We start from the raw sequence: 18,525 nt of genomic DNA, 5'->3' as shown, positions 1-18,525 counted from the left end.
CTCGCAAGGCCGCGCGCCGCCCGCACCGGGAAGTAACCGAACAAGAGAAAAGCAAGCACCCACGAATTCCGGGCTGCGGCATGTCGCTGACTTTGCGCGACTACCATGCGCTGCCCGCCCCGCTTCGAGGATTGCCTTGCCCTTTCCCTCCCCGTAGGTTTGATCCCGAGCAACTCAAAGAACAAGTATCCGGAGAGGAACACGCATGGCACGCCTGAAATTCGGAGCCTTTCTCGCCCCGCATCATCCGATCGGCGAGCATCCGTTGCTGCAATTCCGCCGCGACCTCGATTTCGTCGAACAGATCGATGCGCTCGGCTTCGACGAGTTCTGGTGCGGCGAGCACCATTCCTCAGGCTGGGAAATGATTGCCTCGCCGGAAATGTTTCTGGCCGCTGCCGGCGAGCGCACCAAGCGCATCAAGCTCGGCACCGGCGTGATCTCGCTGCCCTATCACCATCCCTACAATGTCGCGCAGCGCATGGTGCAGCTCGACTGGATGACCGGCGGCCGTGCCATTTTCGGCTCCGGACCAGGGGCGCTGGCCTCCGACGCGCATACGCTCGGCATCGATCCGATGACGCAGCGCGACCGCCAGGACGAGGCGATCGCGATCATCCGCCGGCTGTTCAAGGGCGAGCGCGTCACCGCCAAGAGCGACTGGTTCACGATGCAGGACGCCGCGCTGCAGATCCTGCCGCTACAGGAGGAAATGCCGTGCGTGGTGGCGTCCATGATCTCGCCGTCGGGCATGACGCTCGCCGGCAAATACGGCATCGGCATCATCTCGCTCGGCTCGATGTCGACGAAGGGCCTGATGTCGCTCGCGCAGCAATGGGAGTTCGCCGAGGATGCGGCGAAGAAGGCCGGCACCAGTGTGAGCCGCGCCAACTGGCGCGTGCTGCTCTCCTGGCACGTCGCCGAGACGCGCGAGCAGGCGCGGCGCGAAGCGCGTGAGGGGCTGATGCGCTGGCACAATGAATATAATGTCGGCACCTTGATGCGGCCGGGTGTCACTGCGTTCAAATCGCCCGACGAGGCCGTCGATCAGACCGCTTTCGTCGACGGCGCGGCTTCCGCCATTGGAACGCCCGACGACCTCGTCAACCTAATCAAGAACGTGATGAAACTGTCGGGCGGCGTCGGCAGCATTATCGGCTTCGCGCATGACTGGGCGAACATCGAAGCCACGCGCCGCAGCTGGGACATGGTGGCACGCTACGTGGTGCCGGAAATCAACGGCTACATCGACAGCCTGCGCAAGTCACAGAAGTTCGTGATCGAGAACCGCGCCGTGTTCGAGCGGGCGGGCGAAGCCGTGATGGCGAAGATCCTGGGCAACGAGAAGGCCGCCGCTGCGCTCACGGAGACCGGACCTGGCCGCGTCCCGATCGCCACGGCGAACGCGCCCGATTTGCAGAAGGAAGCGGCGAAGCGGAAGGCGTAATGGGCTTTGTGAGGGGCGACGAGATTTGTCTCCCGTCATTGCGAGCGAAGCGACTTGTCCGCCGAAGCTCGAAGAGCGAAGGCGGAAGCAATCCATCTTCACGGCGGAAGGAAGATGATTGCTTCGTCGCTATCGTTCCTCGCAATGACAGGGGTTAGCGGCATTTTCCTTGGCGGGGGCGCCTACTTCCCGTAATTCAGGCCGCGACAAAGCCGCTGACACGGTGGATAATACTCGCAATCCGAGGCTCAACCGGAGCAATTGCCATGTCGATGCAGAGTGTGGCTTCTCCCGTCAATATCCCGGTGCCGCCGAACCCCAAGGCGTTGCGGCACATTCCCGGTAACGAGGGGTGGCCGTTCATCGGCAACACGCTGGCGGTGCTGGCCGACCCCAAAGGACAGATTGAGAAGTCGGCCGCCAAATACGGTCTGATCTACCGCACCCATCTGTTCGGCGAGACCAGCGTGACGATGCTCGGGCCCGAGGCCAACGAGCTCGTGCTGTTCGACCAGGCGCGCCTGTTCTCCTCCACTCATGGCTGGGGGCCGATCCTCGGCCTGTTGTTTCCGCGCGGGCTGATGCTGCTGGATTTTGAAGAGCACCGCCTGCACCGCCGCGCACTGTCGGTCGCGTTCAAGTCGGGGCCGATGAAGTCCTACCTCGTCGATCTCGACCGCGGCATTGCCGCGCGGGTCAAACAGTGGAAGGCGCAGCCGGGCGAGATGCTGGTGTATCCGGCGATGAAGCAGCTCACGCTCGATCTGGCGGCGACGTCGTTCCTCGGCGCCGAGATCGGGCCTGAGGTCGACGAGATCACCCGCGCCTTCATCGACATGGTGGCCGCCGCGGTGGCGCCGATCCGGCGGCCGCTGCCGTTCACGCAGATGGGCCGCGGCGTTGCGGGCCGCAAGCGGATCGTTGCCTACTTCGCCGAGCAGATTCCGATCCGCCGCGCGCGTGGCGGCGGCGATGACCTGTTCTCGCAGCTATGTCAGGCGACGCACGAGAACGGCGCGCTGCTGTCGACCCAGGACATCATCGACCACATGAGCTTCCTGATGATGGCGGCGCATGACACGCTGACATCGTCGCTGACGTCCTTTGTTGGCGAGCTTGCCGCCCACCCCGAATGGCAGCAGCAGTTGCGCGAGGAAGTCAAAGGCCTCGGCATCGAGGCCAACGATCCCTCCAGCATCGACAATCTCGAAAAGATGCCGCTGTCGGAAATGGCGTTCAAGGAGGCGCTGCGGCTGAAGCCGCCGGTGCCGTCGATGCCGCGCCGCGCGGTACGCGGCTTTTCGTTTAAGGGGTACGACGTTCCCGCCGGCACGCTGGTCGGCGTCAACCCGCTGTTCACGCACCATATGCCGGAGATCTGGCCTGAGCCGGACAAGTTCGATCCGATGCGTTTCTCCGACGAGGCGCAGCGCACCCGCCACCGCTTCGCCTGGGTGCCGTTCGGCGGCGGCGCGCATATGTGCCTCGGCCTGCACTTCGCCTACATGCAGGCGAAGACCTTTGCGCGGCATTTCCTGCAGAATCTCGAAGTGTCGCTGGAGCCCGGCTACAAGGCGGACTGGCAGATGTGGCCGATCCCGAAACCGCGGGACGGGCTGCGGGTGGTGGTGAAGGCGGTGTGAGGCTGTGTCGCGCGTAGGGTGGGCAAAGCGCAGCGTGCCCACCATTCGCAGCGTGCCCACCATTCTAAGTCACGAATTTGGAAAGATGGCGGGCATGCTTCGCTTTGCCCACCCTACGATTTGCCTTACTTCACCAGCGTCGTGAGCTGCGCGCCTTCGTCGGCCACGAACACCGCGATCAATTCCGCTGGCTCCGTAGTGCTGGCATTGGCCGAGACCAGGTGGGTTGAGCCGGGCGGCTCAAAGAACGACTGGCCGACCCCAAACGTCTCGACCGGACCGCCGGCAAGCTGCGAGCGAATCTCGCCCTTGGTAATGTAGGCGGTGACGGAGCCGGCATGCTGGTGCGCAGGCGTAAAGCCGCCCGGGCCGTAGAATACGCGCACGATGGTGACGCGCTTGCCCGGCACGTTCGGCAGTGCATGCGAGCTGATCGGCTCGACGACGTCCTGCGTCGAACCGGTCACGCTGTTGGCGCAGAGCGGCTCGATGATCGCTGAAACCGCGTCCATGGTCGACGGCAGCGTCTTGCTGATGACGAAGGCACAGGCGAGCCCGGCGATGATGGCGAGATAGAACGGGCGGCCTTCCGATGGCAGCGATAGCCGGAATGTTGCAGACATTTGCGTCTCCCCTTGCAATTTGTAGCCGTGACCCTACCCCTAACCCTGATCGAATGCCTTCTTCAGCGTGACATAGCCCTGCTGCTGCTGACTCCAATTGCGGCCGCCGGTCATGGCGCCGTCGACCACCAGATCGTGGCCGTTGATGAAGGAGGATTCGTCGCTGGCCAGAAACACCGCGGCGTGCGCGATATCCTCAGGCAGACCTGCGCGCGGGATCGGCTGCGCGGCCTTGTAGACCTCGCGCATCACGGCCGAGGTCTTTTCGGCAGCCTCCACCGACAGGCCGAGCGCTTTACCGAAAATGCCGGTCGCGATAGCGCCGGGCGAAATCGAATTGACGCGGATGTTGGCTTCGCCGAGCTCCATCGCCACGCATTTGGTGAGATGAATGACGGCGGCCTTCGCCGCGCTATAGACCATCGACGACGAAAAGCCGGCGAGGCGGCCGGCGATGCTGCCGTTGTTGATGATGCTGCCGGAGCCTTGCTTACGCATATGCGGCGCCGCATGCTTCATGCCGAGCATCACGCTGCGCACCAGCGTCGCCATCGCGGCATCAAACCGCTCGACCTCGAGGCCTTCGATGCCGCCGGTCTGCGCCGGGCCGCCGGCATTGTTGAACAGGCAATCGATACGGCCGAACTTTTCAACCGCAAGCCCGATCAACGCGCTCATCTGCTCTTCCACCGTGACGTCGGTCTGGCGGAAGATGCAGTTGGCGCCGAGCTTCTTGGCCAGCGCCTCGCCCTCCGGCGCGCGGCGCCCGGCGATGACGATTTTTGCGCCCTCGGCGACGAATAGCTCCGCGGTGTGCAATCCGATGCCGCTGGTCGCGCCGGTGATCACCGCGACCTTGCCGTCCAGCCGTCCCATGTTGTCACCCCCGTCGAAATTCGTTGATGCCAATATTCCCGTCCCCCGCGGACAAGGCAAGCGAGCTTGTTCCATCGCGATCACCCGGCGCTCGGCTGGCCTTGCTGCTTCCGCGCCACGAAATCCCCGATTTTCGGTATGATCGGCCATATTTTGGATGCGCTGATCACGTGAAGTGACAACCCCGATGAAGAAATTGATCGACGAGCTCAGGCACGGCTGGCAGGGAATCTCCCAGCCCTCCCTGCTTTCCAGCACGGTGTTCGCGACCGGCTGTCTCGCCTTGTCGACGATCGCCCGGTGGGGCATTGCCCAGATTCGTCCGGACGTATTCTTCACGCCTTATTTCCCAGCCGTGTTCCTGGCAGCCGCCGTCGGCGGCGCCCGGATCGGGATCGCGACGGCAATCGCGGGAGGCGCGCTCGGCGTCCTCGTCAATTTCAGCAGTGCCACGGCCGATTCTGCACGGTTTGCGCTGCTGGTGATGTTCTGGGCAGTTTGTGGCTTTGCCATTTGGGGCGTCGACCATTACCGGAGGATCGTCGCGCAACAACGAGAAGATTCGAAACGACTGGTCCAGGAAGAGGGATATCGCAAGCTCCTGGTCGAGGAGTTGCAGCACCGGCTCAAGAACAAGACGTCGACGATCCACGCTGTGCTGCACCAGGTCCTGCAGGACCAGCCGCAGATCTGGGGCAGCATCGACCACCGCCTCCGCGCCTTGTCGGCGACCGACGATTTGATCGCGCGGCTAGACGGCAGCGGCTGCGACATCAAGGACATGTTGCGTTCCGAGCTCGGGCCCTACGGCCACGTCCGGTTCAATTTGAACGGCGATGCGCTGTTTCTGCCGGCCAAACTGGCGGTCAGCCTGGCGCTGATCTTCCATGAGCTGGCCACCAATGCCGGCAAGTACGGCGCGTTTTCTTCGGCCCGCGGGCTGCTGCAAGTGTCGTGGTCGGTGTCGGACGATCGCCTCAATCTCACCTGGGATGAAACCGAAGGCCCCGTGATCGAAAGCGTCGGCCCGCCGGGCTTCGGCACCAAGCTGTTACAAGCGGCGCTGCGCGCGTTCGACGGCAAGACCGAGATCAGCTTCCTGAAGACCGGCGTGCATTGCACGATGCAATGCAAGATCCCGGCGAGCTAGGCGATTGCCGCCGGCACTCGCGAAGCCCTCCTACTCAGCCGTCGTTACCTCGCCAACGGGTCGCGCGAATGCGCGCCCGATGACAGGCTCCAGCGGGTGACCCAGTATTCCAGAGACAGCCGTGATCGAGCTGAGAAGCCGCAGCGTACTGGATCCTCCGCATGCGCGGGGGATGACGGTATTGTGTTGCGCCACTTCCTCTACGTCATTGAAAGTGTAGCGAAGCAATCCAATCGTCAGAACTCTCTCGGATCGCGTTGACACTCTGTTAATGACGATCGAGCCCGGGGACGTTCGAAATCGCCGACTCCTACGGTTGTTGCGGCTTTTCGGAAGTGCGCTTAACCAATACTACAACCGACTTTGCCAAGCTCCGCGGCATGCAAAGTCCCTACAAGAACGACTTTCAGGCGGCGGCTACGCAGGCCGTCAACGAAAGCGCATTCGAATCCGAACTGAATATCCTGAGGGATATCGTCAGGCTGCTTCCGACCGGCGTGACGGTTCAGGACGAGAACGGCGAGTTCGTGCTGGTGAACGACGCCGCGGCAGCCGCGCTGCAGATGGCCACCGCCGCGCCGGAGGCCTCGCACCTGAACGATCGCCGCGAAACCTGCCTCGAATTGCTGCGTTCCGGCCGCCCGGCGGTGCTGGAGGAATCCATTGCCGGTAGCCAAACCAAGCAGGTATTCCTGACCTCCCACCGGCCGGTTCGGATCGCCGAGCGCAATCTGCTGATCTCGAGCTCGACCGACATTTCCGAACAAAAGGCGTTCGAGGAACATCTGTTCCGCTCCGCCTATTACGACGAGTTGACCGGGCTGCCGACCCGGCGCGTGATCGAACATCGCGTCAACAGTCTCTTGAAGTACGACAACGGACAGGGCCTTTTCGCGTTGGCCTTTCTCGACGTCGATAATTTCAAGCACATCAACGACTACTACGGACATTCGGTCGGCGACGCGCTGCTGGCGGAGATCGCCAAGCGGGTGGGACTTGATTTGCGCGATTCCGATATTCTGTCGCGGATCAGCGGCGACGAGTTCGTGCTGCTGCTCAACCCGGTTCAGAGCGAGAGCGAGGTTGCCGAATTCATCCGCTTCATCCTGCAGCGGCTGAAGGCGCCGTTCTTCATCGACCAGTCTGAAATCTTCGCCTCGACCTCGATCGGCGTCAGCCTCTACCCCGAGCACGGGCGCAGCTATGAGGAGTTGCGTCAGAACGCCGACATCGCGATGTACCGCGTCAAGAACGGCAGCAAGGGCGCCGCCGCGTTCTTCGACGCCAGCATGGAACGCGAAGCCCAGGCGCGGATGAAGGTCGAGCAGGCGCTGCGGGTGGCGATCCTGGAAAAACGCTTCTGCTGCGCTTTCCAGCCCAAGGTCAATATCCGGACCCAGGAGCTCATGGGCGTCGAGGCGCTGGTGCGACTGCGCGACGACGAGGGGGTGATTCAAGCCCCCAGCACCTTCATCAATCTTGCCACCGAACTCGGCCTGATCGACGAACTGACTCACCTGGTGCTGGCCGAGATCGTCAAATCGATCGACCTGATCAACGAGAACTTCGGCCCCGACACCACGATCAGCATGAACGTCGCGGCCAAACAGGCCGGCAATCTCGAATTCATGCGCCCGTTTGCCCAGGCGATCGAAGCCACCGGATTTCCAAAGCGCTTCATGATCGAGGTGACGGAAGACGCCTTCGTCACCAAGACGCATTTTCAGGACGAGATCCTGCCGATCTTCCGCAAGCTCGGCGTCAAGATCTCGATCGACGATTTCGGCATCGGCTATTCATCGCTGTCGGCGTTGGCCGACATTACCGCCGACGAGATCAAGATCGACCGCTCCTTCATCACCGATATCCATAAGCGTCCGCGCAGCCAGGGCATCTTGCGGGCAATCGAATCCTTAAGCGAAGCGCTCGGCATGACCGTGATCGCCGAAGGCATCGAAACTTTCGAGGAACTGGCCTATCTGCAGGCAGCGACCAAGATCCGCTACGCCCAAGGTTACTACTTCTCAAAGCCGATCTTCCTGGAAGACCTCAAGCTGACGATCCCGCGCGCCAGCGAGGCGCGGGCCAGCCAGGCCAGCCGGCCGGCACAGGAAAACCGCCCCACCTATTCGCGCGCCGGCGGCTATCGCCGCTAGAGCGTTCGCGTCAAGAAAACGCGTCAAAACAGAAACCTAGAGCCCGGTTCTGATTCAATCAGAACCGAAAAGGCTCTAGGCGCCTCGCGATTGCGCACGAAGGATACTCGATTAAGGCTTAGGTAACCGGATTTCCTAACGGCTTATGACATGCGCGCATCGTATGCATGTTCCCGGGGAGAAGGGAGAATGCGCGACCTGTTTCACCACCTGCGAAACATAAAGGCCCGGACCGCGGCCGCCGGACGGCACCTTGCCGCAACGATCCGGGGCCCGGTGTTGTGGCTGACCCTTTGCGGCGGCATGCTGGTCGCGGCGATTTTCGTCGGTACCATCATGATGGCCGGCGAGTTCCGTGAGCGCGCGCTTGTCAACAGCGAGCGCGAGCTGGAGAACACCGTTCTACTGCTCACCCGCCATTTCGACCAGCAGTTCGAGGACTCCGACACGCTCGCCGACGACGTGATCTCCCGGCTGCAGATTTCCGGCATCGGCTCGGAGAAGGAATTCCGGCAACGCGTCGCGAGCGCAGAAGCGCACGAGATCCTGAGATCGAAGGCGGGCGTCTTGTCCTATCTCGGCGACATCTCGATCTTCGATTCCAATGGAGACATGATCAACTGGTCGCGGCCGCTGCCGGCGCCCAAGCTCAACATTTCCGAGCGGGCCTATTTCAAGAGCTTCAAGTTCGATTCGCGATCACCCTCCATTCTGGCCGAGTCGGTTCGTAGCTATCTCACGGGCAACCTGAATTCCGTCATTGCCCATCGATTGAAGGGCGAAGACGGCATCTTCCTCGGCGTGATGACGCGGCGCATCAACCCCGCCAACTACGAAAGATTCTTCGCTTCCGTCGCGCTCGGAACCGGCGCCGCCATTTCGATGTTTCATGCCGACGGCACTTTGCTGGCCCGCTATCCGCGTGTCGACGCCCTGATCGGTCAGAATTTTTCGAACGCGCCGCTGCTGCAGCGCGTGCGGGAAAGCGGCAGCGCGCAGACGCTGCGCGTGCAAAGTCCGATCGACCAGACTGCCAGGCTGGGATCAGCGGCTCCGCTCGCGCATTACTCGGGCGTGGTGGTCGCGACCAACACGGTTGCCGCCGCGCTCGCCGACTGGCAGGAGCAAACCAGATTCCTGCTCATCGCCGCAACGCTGTCCGCTGTGGTGATCGCCCTGATCCTGTTCCTTATCATCCGGCAGATCACCCGGCAGAGCCGCGAAGCGCAGCAACGGCTGGAAACGGAACGGGGCCGGCTCGATACCGCCCTGAACAACATGATTCAGGGTCTGGCGACGTTCGACGCCTCGGCGCGGGTTGTCACCTTCAATCGCCGCTACATCGACATGTACAATTTATCGACCGAGATCGTGAAGCCAGGCTGCCACTTCCGCGATCTGATGCAGCACCGCAAGGACAGCGGATCGTTCGCCGGCGACGTCGATGAATTCTGCTCCACCGTGTTGCGAAATATCGCGCGCGGCCAGGTCGACCACAGCATCATGCAATGCCCGGACGGGCGCTCCGTCATGACGGTGCGAAAGCCGCTGGCGGATGGCGGCTGGATCGCCACCATGGAAGACATCACCGAGCGGCGCAACCTCGAGCAGGAGCGCGACCGCAACTACGCCTTCCTGAGCCAGATCATCGACCACATCCCCTCCCAGATCACCGTGAAGGACGTGCACGACCGACGCTATCTGCTGGTCAACCGCGTGGCGGAAGCCCAGTTCGGCATTTCGCGCGACCTGATCATCGGCAGGACGGCCTCCGACATCTTTCCGCAAGCCGCCGCCGAGATCATCGCGGCCGACGAAGAGAAAACGCTGCAATCTCCCGACGGCCTGTTCAAGGACGAGCATGTCTGGGAAACCCAGGGGATGGGTCCGCGCTACGTCACCTCCAAACGGCTCGGAATCCGCAACTCGGCGGGCCAGGCCCATTACATCATCAACGTCGTCGATGACGTTACCGAGCGCCGGCTTGCCAACGAGAAGATCGCGAATCTGGCGCATTACGACGCGCTGACCGACCTTCCGAACCGGGTGCTGTTCCGCGAGCAGATCGAGCGCGAGCTTCGCAAGGCCGCAGGCGGCGAGCGATTCGCACTGCTCTATATCGACATCGACGAATTCAAGGGCATCAATGACTCGCTCGGACACCATGTCGGCGACGAACTTCTGAAGGCGGTCGCAGCCTGCCTCAAGGACTGCATCAAGCCGGGCGATCTGATCGCCCGTCTCGGCGGCGACGAATTCGCTGTCATCCAGACCGCGATCGGCGGCCGCGCGGAGGTCGAGGAATTCGTGGCCCGCGTTTACGAGGCGATACGGCAGCCCTATCGGTGCCTCGGCCATCATCTCTCGACTGATGCGAGCATCGGCATCGCGCTCGCGCCGGAGGACGGCATCGAACTCGACCAGTTGATCAAGCACGCCGACCTTGCCATGTACGCCGCCAAGGCCGAGGGACGCCGCACCCATCGCTTCTTCGAGCCAGCGATGGATGAGCGCGCCCAGGCGCGGCTCACCATGGAGCAGGATCTGCGACAGGCATTGGCCGACGGCGGCTTCGAAATTCACTACCAGCCGCTGCTCGATCTCGCGAGCGGCGAGGTGACGGGCTGCGAGGCGCTGTTGCGTTGGCGGCATCCCGAACGCGGCATGGTCTCTCCGGCCGAATTCATTCCGATTACCGAAGACACCGGCCTGATTAACGAACTCGGCGATTGGGTCATGCAGACCGCCTGCACCGAGGCGGCCGGCTGGCCGTCCCGGGTCCGGCTCGCCGTCAACGTTTCTCCGATCCAGTTGAAGTCGCCGACGCTGGCGCTGCGGATCACCGGCGCGCTGGCCGCCTCCGGCCTACCGCCCGACCGGCTCGAGATCGAGATCACCGAGGCGGTGCTGATCCATGACGACGAAACCGCTCTCGCCATCCTGCATCAGCTTCGCGCCATCGGCGTGCGCATCGCGCTCGACGATTTCGGCACCGGCTTCTCTTCGCTGAGCTATCTGAAGCGATTCCCGTTCGACAAGATCAAGATCGATCGCTGCTTTGTCAGCGACATCGAGGTCGATGGCTCGGCGGCGATCGTGCAGGCAGTGGTCAACATCGCAGCCGCCCGCAACATGACCACGACGGCGGAAGGCGTCGAGACCGAGCAGCAGCGCGAGATGCTGCGCCAGCTCGGCTGCACGCAGATGCAGGGCTACCTGTTCAGCGCGCCGAAGCCGGCGGCCGAGGCGAGACGATTGCTGGGCGGGCGATTGGCGGCCGCGACGGCCGTCGCCTGACGCCGTTCCAGCGCGCCGGCGTCGAGGATGGCTGCGATTGCCGAACTGCTTCCCGCCTCCAGCGCCGCGATGGCCTCCTTCGCCCAGAGGTAGGAAGCTTCGAAGATTTCCGTGTGGCGATCGAAATCCGTCACATCGATATCGAGCGGGAGCGGCGGCCGCATCACCGTATCGGACGGCCCGACCGGCAACGTATCGTAGCGCTGGTGCGCCACGAGGCTTCGCCATAGCACGTTCACGGCGCTGGGGGCCGCGGGCAACAGCTTCTTGCGGAACGGCGTCAGCATGGCGGCGATCAATTCCAGGCGTCCCGGCAGCGAGGCATAGTCGACGTCGAACATCTCCGCCGCCGGCTCACCGAAATGCACAACCAGATTGGGACCGCTCTTGAGTTGGTGCATCGAGGCCAGCGGGACGTTGTCGATCAGACATCCATCGACCAGCATCGCGCCCTCAGCCGTGTAGAACGGCGGCAACAGCCCGGGGATCGCGCTCGATGCGCGGACCGCCTGCCAAAGCGGCCCCGTGCGGATCAGTTCGAGATTGTGCGTCGAAAGGTTGGTGGCGACGGCCGCGAACGGCCGCCAGCAATCCTCGATCCGGCAGTCGGCGCCGTATTGTTGCGCGAGCGCGCGATCGAACGCCTTGTGATCCAACAGCGCGTAGCGCGGCCAGGTCGGCCGCCGAAAGCTTCGGCTCCTGACGAAGATTTCATGCGTGCCGCGCTCGAGATGCTCGGCTTCGAGATTTTTGGCAAAGCCGGCAACCATGGCCGAGCCGACGCTGGTGCCGACGAAGATATCGAACATCACGCCGCGCTCGCGAAAGGCCTTGTAGATTCCGACATGGGCGGTTCCAAAACTGCCGCCGCCGGCGGCGACGAAGCCGACGGCGCGGCCGCATAGAAAACGAATCAGGCTGTCGATATCGACCTGATCTTCGAGCGCGACATGGTGATGCATGAAGGCCGGCAGCCGGGCGAGCCAGGCCGCAGTGCCGGAGACCTCGCCGCTTCGCCGGTCATGGATGCGGACGAGACGCCGAGCTGAGATCGAATGAACCTCGCAGGCGAACGCCTCGATTTCCGTCAATGGGGCCGCAGGCGCATCCCCGCGACAGGCGAACACGACCATGTCGGCCTGACGGATCGCCTTGCGCGCCCAGGGCTGAGCCTCGCGACCGCCGAGATAAACCACCAGCGGCGCGGTGTGTTCGAGCCTGTTGAGCCATTCGGTGACTTCATGTGCATCGAGCGCGCGCCCGGGAAACATCGCATGCAAACGCGCGGCGTCGACGATCTCGGCCTGGGTCGCGGTCAAGCCGTCGCGCATCCGGCGATCGAAACCGCCCGGCAGCGGCTCCAATCCGCCGTCGATCAGCGCCACGGTCCGCGCCTTCGGCGAGGTGGGGAACGGCGCGATGCGCGCGGTCTCCTTGGCGAACCGCCGCGCCAGCGCCGCGAGCAGCGCCTCGACGATGGCGGGAGCCTCCTCGACGAGCTTCTGATAGGCCGGGCGCGTCAATGCCAGCACGCTGGTGTCGCGGATGGCGATCACATCGGCGGTGCGCGGGACATCGGCGAAGAAGCCGATTTCGCCGACCAGTTCGCCGGCGCGAAGCTCGGCGATGGGTTCGAGATAGCCGGTCTTGCGCACCGCCAGCGCGCCGTGCAGCACCAGGAAAAGCGAGTCCGATGGCCCGCCTTGCGCGACCAGCATTTGCCCGCGCACCAGATCCTGGCGGACCATGGCGTTGAGGGCTTTTAGCCGCTGTTCGGAACTGAGCGTTCGAAACAGCGCGAAATCCTCCAGCGCGGAGCTCCACGCAAATACCGAGCTCGACCCACTCATTTGGCGGTACCCAGTTGAATTCGCGGCCCGACTTTAGCGCCGCCCACACCGCACCGCGAGTGATATAAAGAGTGTGCCGCGGCGCGGCGCAGCAATGCGCCCGGCGTCATCTGGCATTCGGCTGCACTGCAGCATGACGGCCGTATGCGCCGCCCGCTCTACGCCGCCCACCGGCCGCGATTGTTCTCGGCGAGAATGGGCCGGATCAGCCGGCCAAAACGCTCGGCCTCCTCGTCATGCAGATAGCCGGACAGGCAGAACGAGTGGCAGCCGGCGTCGATGAATTGCTGCAGCGTATCGGCGCACTGGACGGGATCGCCGACGACGGCAATGCCGGCGCCGGGGCGGACTTTTGTGATGCCGGTCCACAGATGCGGCAGCAGGAGATCGCCATGCTCGCGGGCGAGCTGCTGCACGCGCCGGTTCGCTTCCGATTTGTTGTAAAGCGTTTTCATTTCCTGCTTCTGCCGCTCGGTCGCATGCCGCACCAGTTGATCGGCGGCCTCCCAGGCGTCCGCCTCGTTCTCGCGGCAGATCACTTGAAGGCGCATGCCGAAGCCGATGTCGTTCTCGCGGCCATGCGCGCGCGCCATCTCCCTGATCTCGGCGATATTCGAGGCGATCTTTTCCGGCAGATCGCCCCAGAACAGATGCACATCGGAATGTTTGGCCGATATTTCCCAGGCCTGGCGCGAGCCGCCGCCGAGATAGAATTTTGGAAACGGCTGCTGGTGCGGGCGCGGGCGGATGTGCGCGCCAGACAATTTGTGAAACTTGCCTTCGAAATTTACCGGCCCGCGCGTCGTCCACAGCGCCTTCAGGATCGAGACTTCCTCTTCCATCAATTCGTAGCGCGCTTCCTTCGGATAACGGACGCCCTCGCCTTCGACCTCGCTTTCGTTCTGACCGGCGATCAGATTGATGCAGATTCGCCCGCCCGACATTTGGTCGAAGGTCGAGATCATCTTCGCCAGCAGCACCGGATTGATGTAGCCGGGCCGCGCCGCGATCAGCGGCTTGATCGACGACGAACGCGCCGCCATGAACGCACCCGTGATCCAGGCTTCCCAGCACACGGAACCGACCGGGATCAGGAGATATTCGAAGCCGGCCTTCTCCGCCGCCTGCACCACGCGGTCGCACAGTTCAGGAGACCCCGGAATCTGCGCTTCCATCAGGCCATAGGCCGTGGTGTCGCCATGCGTGGGCAGATACCAGCCGAATTCGAGCGGACGCATGAACGCTTCTCCCTTGACGTGTTCTTTGGCGCGCTTGTTGCTTGATCGTCGTGGGAATCAGTCTAGCGTCTGCTGGGCCCGGGGCAATCGGGTTCGCCCGCAGCACGGTTTCGCCCGCATTGCGTCAACACAGGGATAGCAGCCATGTCACCGGTTTCACTGCTCCTCAATGTGATCTGGGTCGTTCTCGGCGGCGCGTGGATGGCGTTCGGCTGGCTGGTCGCGTCCGTCGTCATGGCGATCACGATCATCGGCATTCCCTGGGCGCGGGCCGCATTCAATATCGCGGCCTACACCTTGTTCCCGTTCGGCTTCACGGCGGTCTCGCGCGACTTCTATACGGGCCAAGAAGATATCGGCACCGGGCCGCTCGGGGTGATCGGCAACATCATCTGGCTGGTGCTGGCAGGATGGTGGCTGGCGCTCGGGCATGTGGTGACCGCCGTCGTGCTGGCTGTGACCATCATCGGCATTCCCTTTGCCTGGGCGCATCTGAAGCTTGCCGGAATCGCGCTTTGGCCGATCGGCAAGATCATCGTTCCCACGAACTAAGTCCGGATCAGCCTCTAGGCTGCCGTTTCCGCCGGTTTCAACTGCTCGAATTCGGCGTCGCTGATCTCGGTCTGGGCGACCAGCACGCTGCAGCGCAGGCGCTTGACCAGATAGCTGCCGATCGAGCCGAACCAGCGTGCCAGCGTCCCCTGCGGGCGATGCCCGACGACGACGAGATGCGCGCCGATTTCTTCGGCGACCTCGGCAATTTTTTGCCCGGCATCGCCGACCTCGAGCCGCGCGGTCGGCGAAAATCCCAGCGCCTTCAGCCGCTCGGTGCCTTCGTTCAGGATGGCCTTGTAATCCTCGGTCTGCAGCTCGATCGGGATCGTAAGCCCGGCCTCGGGCGTCATGATCGAGGAGACCTCGACGACGGCGAGCAAAAAGACCTCGGAACGGCAGAGTTGTGCGAGCTTTGCGCCCTCCCGCAACGCGCGCCGCCCCTCGACCGAACCGTCATAGGCGAGAAGAACCTTCTTATACATCGGACGTCCCCATCCATGGTAGAAGATCAACGCGTCAAGACTACCACCAATTGGCGCGAACGGATCAGAATTTTGACGGAAGGCGTGAGCCGTTTTCCTAACCCCATGGGGGTCGCTCCGGGCGGCCCGCCGGCTGGATGACCATTGTTGCAGCACATCGGTCGTCTCAAGGACAGATATAGCCAGCGCCGCTCGGATTCTTGAAGCAGCCGACCGATTCCGGAAGCAGGTGCTTGGGCAGCCACAGCACGACTTCGGGGAAGAAGATGCAGAACGCGATCGCGGCCAGGAACACGATGTAGATGGGGAGCGACGCCAGCATCGCCCGGCCGAAGCGCACCCCGACAAATTTCGATGCCATCAGCAGCGCGAGCCCGTAAGGCGGCGTGATCAGCCCGAATGCCAGCGTAACGATGATGACGACGCCCATATGCACCGGATTGATATCGGCGTTCTTGGTCAGATCGTCGATGATGGGCATGAAAATGATGATCGCAGGGATTGCGTCGATGAAGTCGCCGACCACGACGAACAAGAGGACCAGCAACAGCATGATCAGGAAGGGATCGCCGCCAGCCGCCGACGATATCCAGCCTGATACCACGGCGGGCCCCCGCAGATAGGCCAACATCCAGCCGAACACCGATGCGGCGCCGATGGTGATGAGCGGGATGGAATAAAGCAGTCCGGTCAGCGCCATGTCGCGCGGCAAGTGCCGGTAATGCCGGCGATTGAGCAACGGGATCGCCACGAATACGATATAGGCTACGGCAATGATGCCCGCCTCGGTCGGCGTGAATTGGCCGGTGAGGATGCCGCCCATGATGATGAACGGGATCATCAGCGGCACGGCCGCCTGCTTCGTGGCAGTCGCGACCATGCCAAACGTGGCGCGCTCGCGCTTGATGCCGACGGGCCCGAAGAAGTGACTGTAGATCATCAGTCCAATGCCGACGAATACGCCGGGCGCCACGCCGGCGAGGAACAAGCCGCCGATCGAGACATTGCCGGTCGCGCCATACACCACGGCCATGATGCTGGGCGGAATGAGATTGGCCATCGTCGAGGCGGAGGCGATCAGCGCCGCCGTGAAGGCGAGATCATAGCCTTCCCGCTTCATTTCCGGCGCCAGCGTTCGCGACAGGATGGCGACGTCGGCGGCGGACGAGCCGGAGATGCCCGCGAAGAACATGCTGAAGATCGTCACCACCTGCGCCAGGCCGCCGCGCAAATGTCCGACCAGCGTTTGCGACAACGCAATCATGCGGGCAGTGACGTTCGCCGACGTCATGAGGTCACCGACCAGCAGGAAGAACGGCACCGCAAGCAGGGCTTCGGTGTCCATTCCGTTGAAGAGCTGCGCCATCATGGAGGCGAGGCTGACCGGGGTGAACGCCGTCACCACCAGCACGGACGCAATCAGGGCAAAGGCCACCGGCACGCCCATGTAGCCGAGAAACAGAAAGAGAAATCCCATCAGGAAGATGAGCCCGCCATTGGTCGTCACAGCGCCCTCCTCTTCTCGTCGGCATCCGACAGGCCGCCGAAGCCGTTCTTCCAGCCGTTGGCGATCTGCTCGATCGTGAAAAGCGCGATCAGCACACCGCACAGCGGAATGGCTGCGTACAGGCTCGCCAATGGCGTCATCGACGGCATGCGCAGGCTTTTGAAGCCATCCAGAAAGTTCAAATACCCGAAATAGATCATGCAGAGGGCGACGCCGAGCACCACCAGCCGGTTGAACGTCTCGAAGAACAGCCGCGTGTTGCCGGTGAGCGATTCCGCCAGCACGGCAAGATAGAGATGATCGTTGCGCCGCGTCGCCGCGCCCACGCCGATGAAGATGCCATAGATGAAGAACGTCATCGTCGCTTCCTGGAGCCAGAGCCAGGGATGACCGATGGTGCGGGTAACGATGTCGCACATCACCAGGACGGAGAACCCGGTGATGGCGACGCCGCAGAGAATCATCAGAACCTGCTCGAGCCAGTCGAGCGCGCGCCACTTCAGGTGACGCTGCTCCTCCAGGACGAGGCTATTGAATCCGGGCATGTCGATTCTCTGATCCGCAAGGCACTGGCACTGCGGGCAACCGCCGGGCTGCCCGCATATGAGCCGCCAGCTATTGGACGTTGCGCACCATGCCGAGGACCTTGACGGCGTTCGGTCCGAGATCGGACGCCAGCTTGTCCTGGATCGGCTTGCTGATCGCCATGAAGCCGCTCTTGTCGACGCTCTTGACGACCTTGACGCCGATCTTTTCGAGCTTCGCCTGCGCGTCGTGTTCGAGCTTGAAGGCCTGGGCCGGCTCGTTCCTGCTGACCTCGTCGGCGGCCGCCTGCACCCACTTCTTCTGCTCGTCGGTGAGACTGCTCCATACCTTGTCGCTGACGAACAATGCGGCATTGTTCGCTTCGTGCTCGGTGAGCGAGAGCACGGGGGCGGGTTCGTAGTGCTTGTTGACGAGATAGTTGTTGATGCCGTTTTCGGCCATGTCGACGACGCCGGTCTGCAGCGAGGTGTAGACTTCGCCGAACGGCATGTGCACGACCTGGGCGCCATACGCCGGGAAGAGCGTATCTTCGGTGACGGTCGCCTGCACCCGAACCTTGACGCCCTTGAGGTCGGCGATCGCCTGCACCGGCTTCTTGCCGTACATGTGCCGCAGGCCCTGCGAGCCGAGCCCCAGCATGTGCGCGCCCTTCATCTTGGCCGCATATAATTCCTTCATCGCCGCGATGACGGCGGGATCGCCGAGCACCTTGATGGCGTGCGCTTCATCGCGGAAGATATAGTGAAGCGAGAACACGCCCGACTCCGGCTGCGCGGTCGAGGCATTGGCGGTCGACAGCATCACGAAATCGATGTCGCCGGTTTGGACTTTTTGCAGGGTCTGCGCCTCGGTACCGAGCTGGGCGCCGGGATACTGGTTGATCGAGAGCGTGCCCTTGCTCAACTCCATCAGCTTCTTGTTGAACATTTCGGCGCCGATACCGTAGCCGCTGTTCTTCGGCTGGTCGTAGGCGAACGAGAATTCGCGCTTTTGCGCCGACGCGGCTGACGACACCATCGCAATGGCAACGCCCAGCAGAATGCCGCGCGCGAACGGCAGATACCGTGAAACGGACATTGAATTCCTCCCCTGCTTCGCCGCTTTTGCGGGCTGATTGTCGCCGCTTGCCCTGACAGGCCGCGGCAAGGGTCATTA

General features: G+C 63.0%; 14 protein-coding genes. 6 read left to right on the top strand and 8 right to left on the bottom strand.

Translation table 11 applies throughout. The annotated features are described in order from the left end of the window. Positions 1-205 precede the first annotated feature (205 nt). Both V1277_RS16030 and V1277_RS16025 read left to right on the top strand, forming a co-directional pair. Positions 206-1,447, top strand: a complete 1,242-nt coding sequence (locus tag V1277_RS16030; RefSeq protein ID WP_334417160.1) for an LLM class flavin-dependent oxidoreductase — start codon at positions 206-208, stop codon at positions 1,445-1,447. Between the two features lie 266 nt (positions 1,448-1,713). Beyond that, entirely contained in the window at positions 1,714-3,090 is a 1,377-nt protein-coding gene (locus V1277_RS16025) for a cytochrome P450 (RefSeq protein ID WP_334417159.1), read from the top strand. A 125-nt stretch (positions 3,091-3,215) separates the two neighbouring features. Here the strand turns inward: V1277_RS16025 and V1277_RS16020 are convergent, their stop codons facing one another. Together V1277_RS16020 and V1277_RS16015 are read right to left on the bottom strand one after the other, a co-directional pair. Next, the gene (locus V1277_RS16020; protein WP_334417158.1) at positions 3,216-3,713 is read right to left on the bottom strand and encodes a cupin domain-containing protein; all 498 of its coding nucleotides are present in this window, start codon (positions 3,711-3,713) and stop codon (positions 3,216-3,218) included. Positions 3,714-3,752: 39 nt separating this feature from the next. Further along, positions 3,753-4,589 (bottom strand): SDR family NAD(P)-dependent oxidoreductase, encoded by an 837-nt coding sequence (locus tag V1277_RS16015; protein WP_334417157.1) that lies wholly within the window; start codon positions 4,587-4,589, stop codon positions 3,753-3,755. A gap of 187 nt (positions 4,590-4,776) precedes the next feature. Here V1277_RS16015 and V1277_RS16010 point away from each other — a divergent pair, with 187 nt between their 5' ends. The 3 genes from V1277_RS16010 to V1277_RS16000 all read left to right on the top strand — a co-directional run bounded on the left by V1277_RS16010 (position 4,777) and on the right by V1277_RS16000 (position 11,192). After that, entirely contained in the window at positions 4,777-5,739 is a 963-nt protein-coding gene (locus tag V1277_RS16010) for a sensor histidine kinase (RefSeq protein WP_334371314.1), read from the top strand. Between the two features lie 380 nt (positions 5,740-6,119). Continuing rightward, a complete protein-coding gene (locus V1277_RS16005; RefSeq protein ID WP_334417156.1) occupies positions 6,120-7,895 on the top strand; it encodes a putative bifunctional diguanylate cyclase/phosphodiesterase in 1,776 nt (591 codons plus the stop codon). Positions 7,896-8,084: 189 nt separating this feature from the next. Then, positions 8,085-11,192, top strand: a complete 3,108-nt coding sequence (locus V1277_RS16000) for a bifunctional diguanylate cyclase/phosphodiesterase (protein ID WP_442894491.1) — start codon at positions 8,085-8,087, stop codon at positions 11,190-11,192. On the opposite strand, the gene V1277_RS15995 is transcribed toward V1277_RS16000, so the two are convergent. Together V1277_RS15995 and V1277_RS15990 are read right to left on the bottom strand one after the other, a co-directional pair. Next, a complete protein-coding gene (locus V1277_RS15995; protein ID WP_334417155.1) occupies positions 11,108-13,042 on the bottom strand; it encodes a patatin-like phospholipase family protein in 1,935 nt (644 codons plus the stop codon). The genes V1277_RS16000 and V1277_RS15995 overlap by 85 nt on opposite strands. Before the next feature lie 158 nt (positions 13,043-13,200). After that, entirely contained in the window at positions 13,201-14,280 is a 1,080-nt protein-coding gene (locus V1277_RS15990; RefSeq protein WP_334417154.1) for an LLM class flavin-dependent oxidoreductase, read from the bottom strand. Between the two features lie 144 nt (positions 14,281-14,424). Here V1277_RS15990 and V1277_RS15985 point away from each other — a divergent pair, with 144 nt between their 5' ends. Continuing rightward, positions 14,425-14,832 (top strand): YccF domain-containing protein, encoded by a 408-nt coding sequence (locus tag V1277_RS15985; RefSeq protein ID WP_334417153.1) that lies wholly within the window; start codon positions 14,425-14,427, stop codon positions 14,830-14,832. Positions 14,833-14,846: 14 nt separating this feature from the next. On the opposite strand, the gene V1277_RS15980 is transcribed toward V1277_RS15985, so the two are convergent. The 4 genes from V1277_RS15980 to V1277_RS15965 form a co-directional block, all read right to left on the bottom strand. After that, on the bottom strand, positions 14,847-15,317 hold the full coding sequence (locus V1277_RS15980) for a universal stress protein (protein ID WP_334417152.1): 471 nt from the start codon (positions 15,315-15,317) through the stop codon (positions 14,847-14,849). Positions 15,318-15,483: 166 nt separating this feature from the next. Next, on the bottom strand, positions 15,484-16,794 hold the full coding sequence (locus tag V1277_RS15975) for a TRAP transporter large permease (protein WP_334376964.1): 1,311 nt from the start codon (positions 16,792-16,794) through the stop codon (positions 15,484-15,486). A 26-nt stretch (positions 16,795-16,820) separates the two neighbouring features. Beyond that, complete coding sequence (locus V1277_RS15970) at positions 16,821-17,369, bottom strand: TRAP transporter small permease (RefSeq protein WP_334417151.1); 549 nt, start codon at positions 17,367-17,369, stop codon at positions 16,821-16,823. 70 nt (positions 17,370-17,439) lie between these two features. Next, on the bottom strand, positions 17,440-18,447 hold the full coding sequence (locus V1277_RS15965) for a TRAP transporter substrate-binding protein (protein ID WP_334417149.1): 1,008 nt from the start codon (positions 18,445-18,447) through the stop codon (positions 17,440-17,442). Between the last annotated feature and the right edge of the window lie 78 nt (positions 18,448-18,525).

Origin of the sequence: Bradyrhizobium sp. AZCC 1588 (genome assembly GCF_036924735.1) — a bacterium.
GTDB lineage: Bacteria > Pseudomonadota > Alphaproteobacteria > Rhizobiales > Xanthobacteraceae > Bradyrhizobium.
The sequence above is the reverse complement of the archived record's forward strand: the minus strand, read 5'-3'. Positions and strand labels throughout refer to the sequence as shown.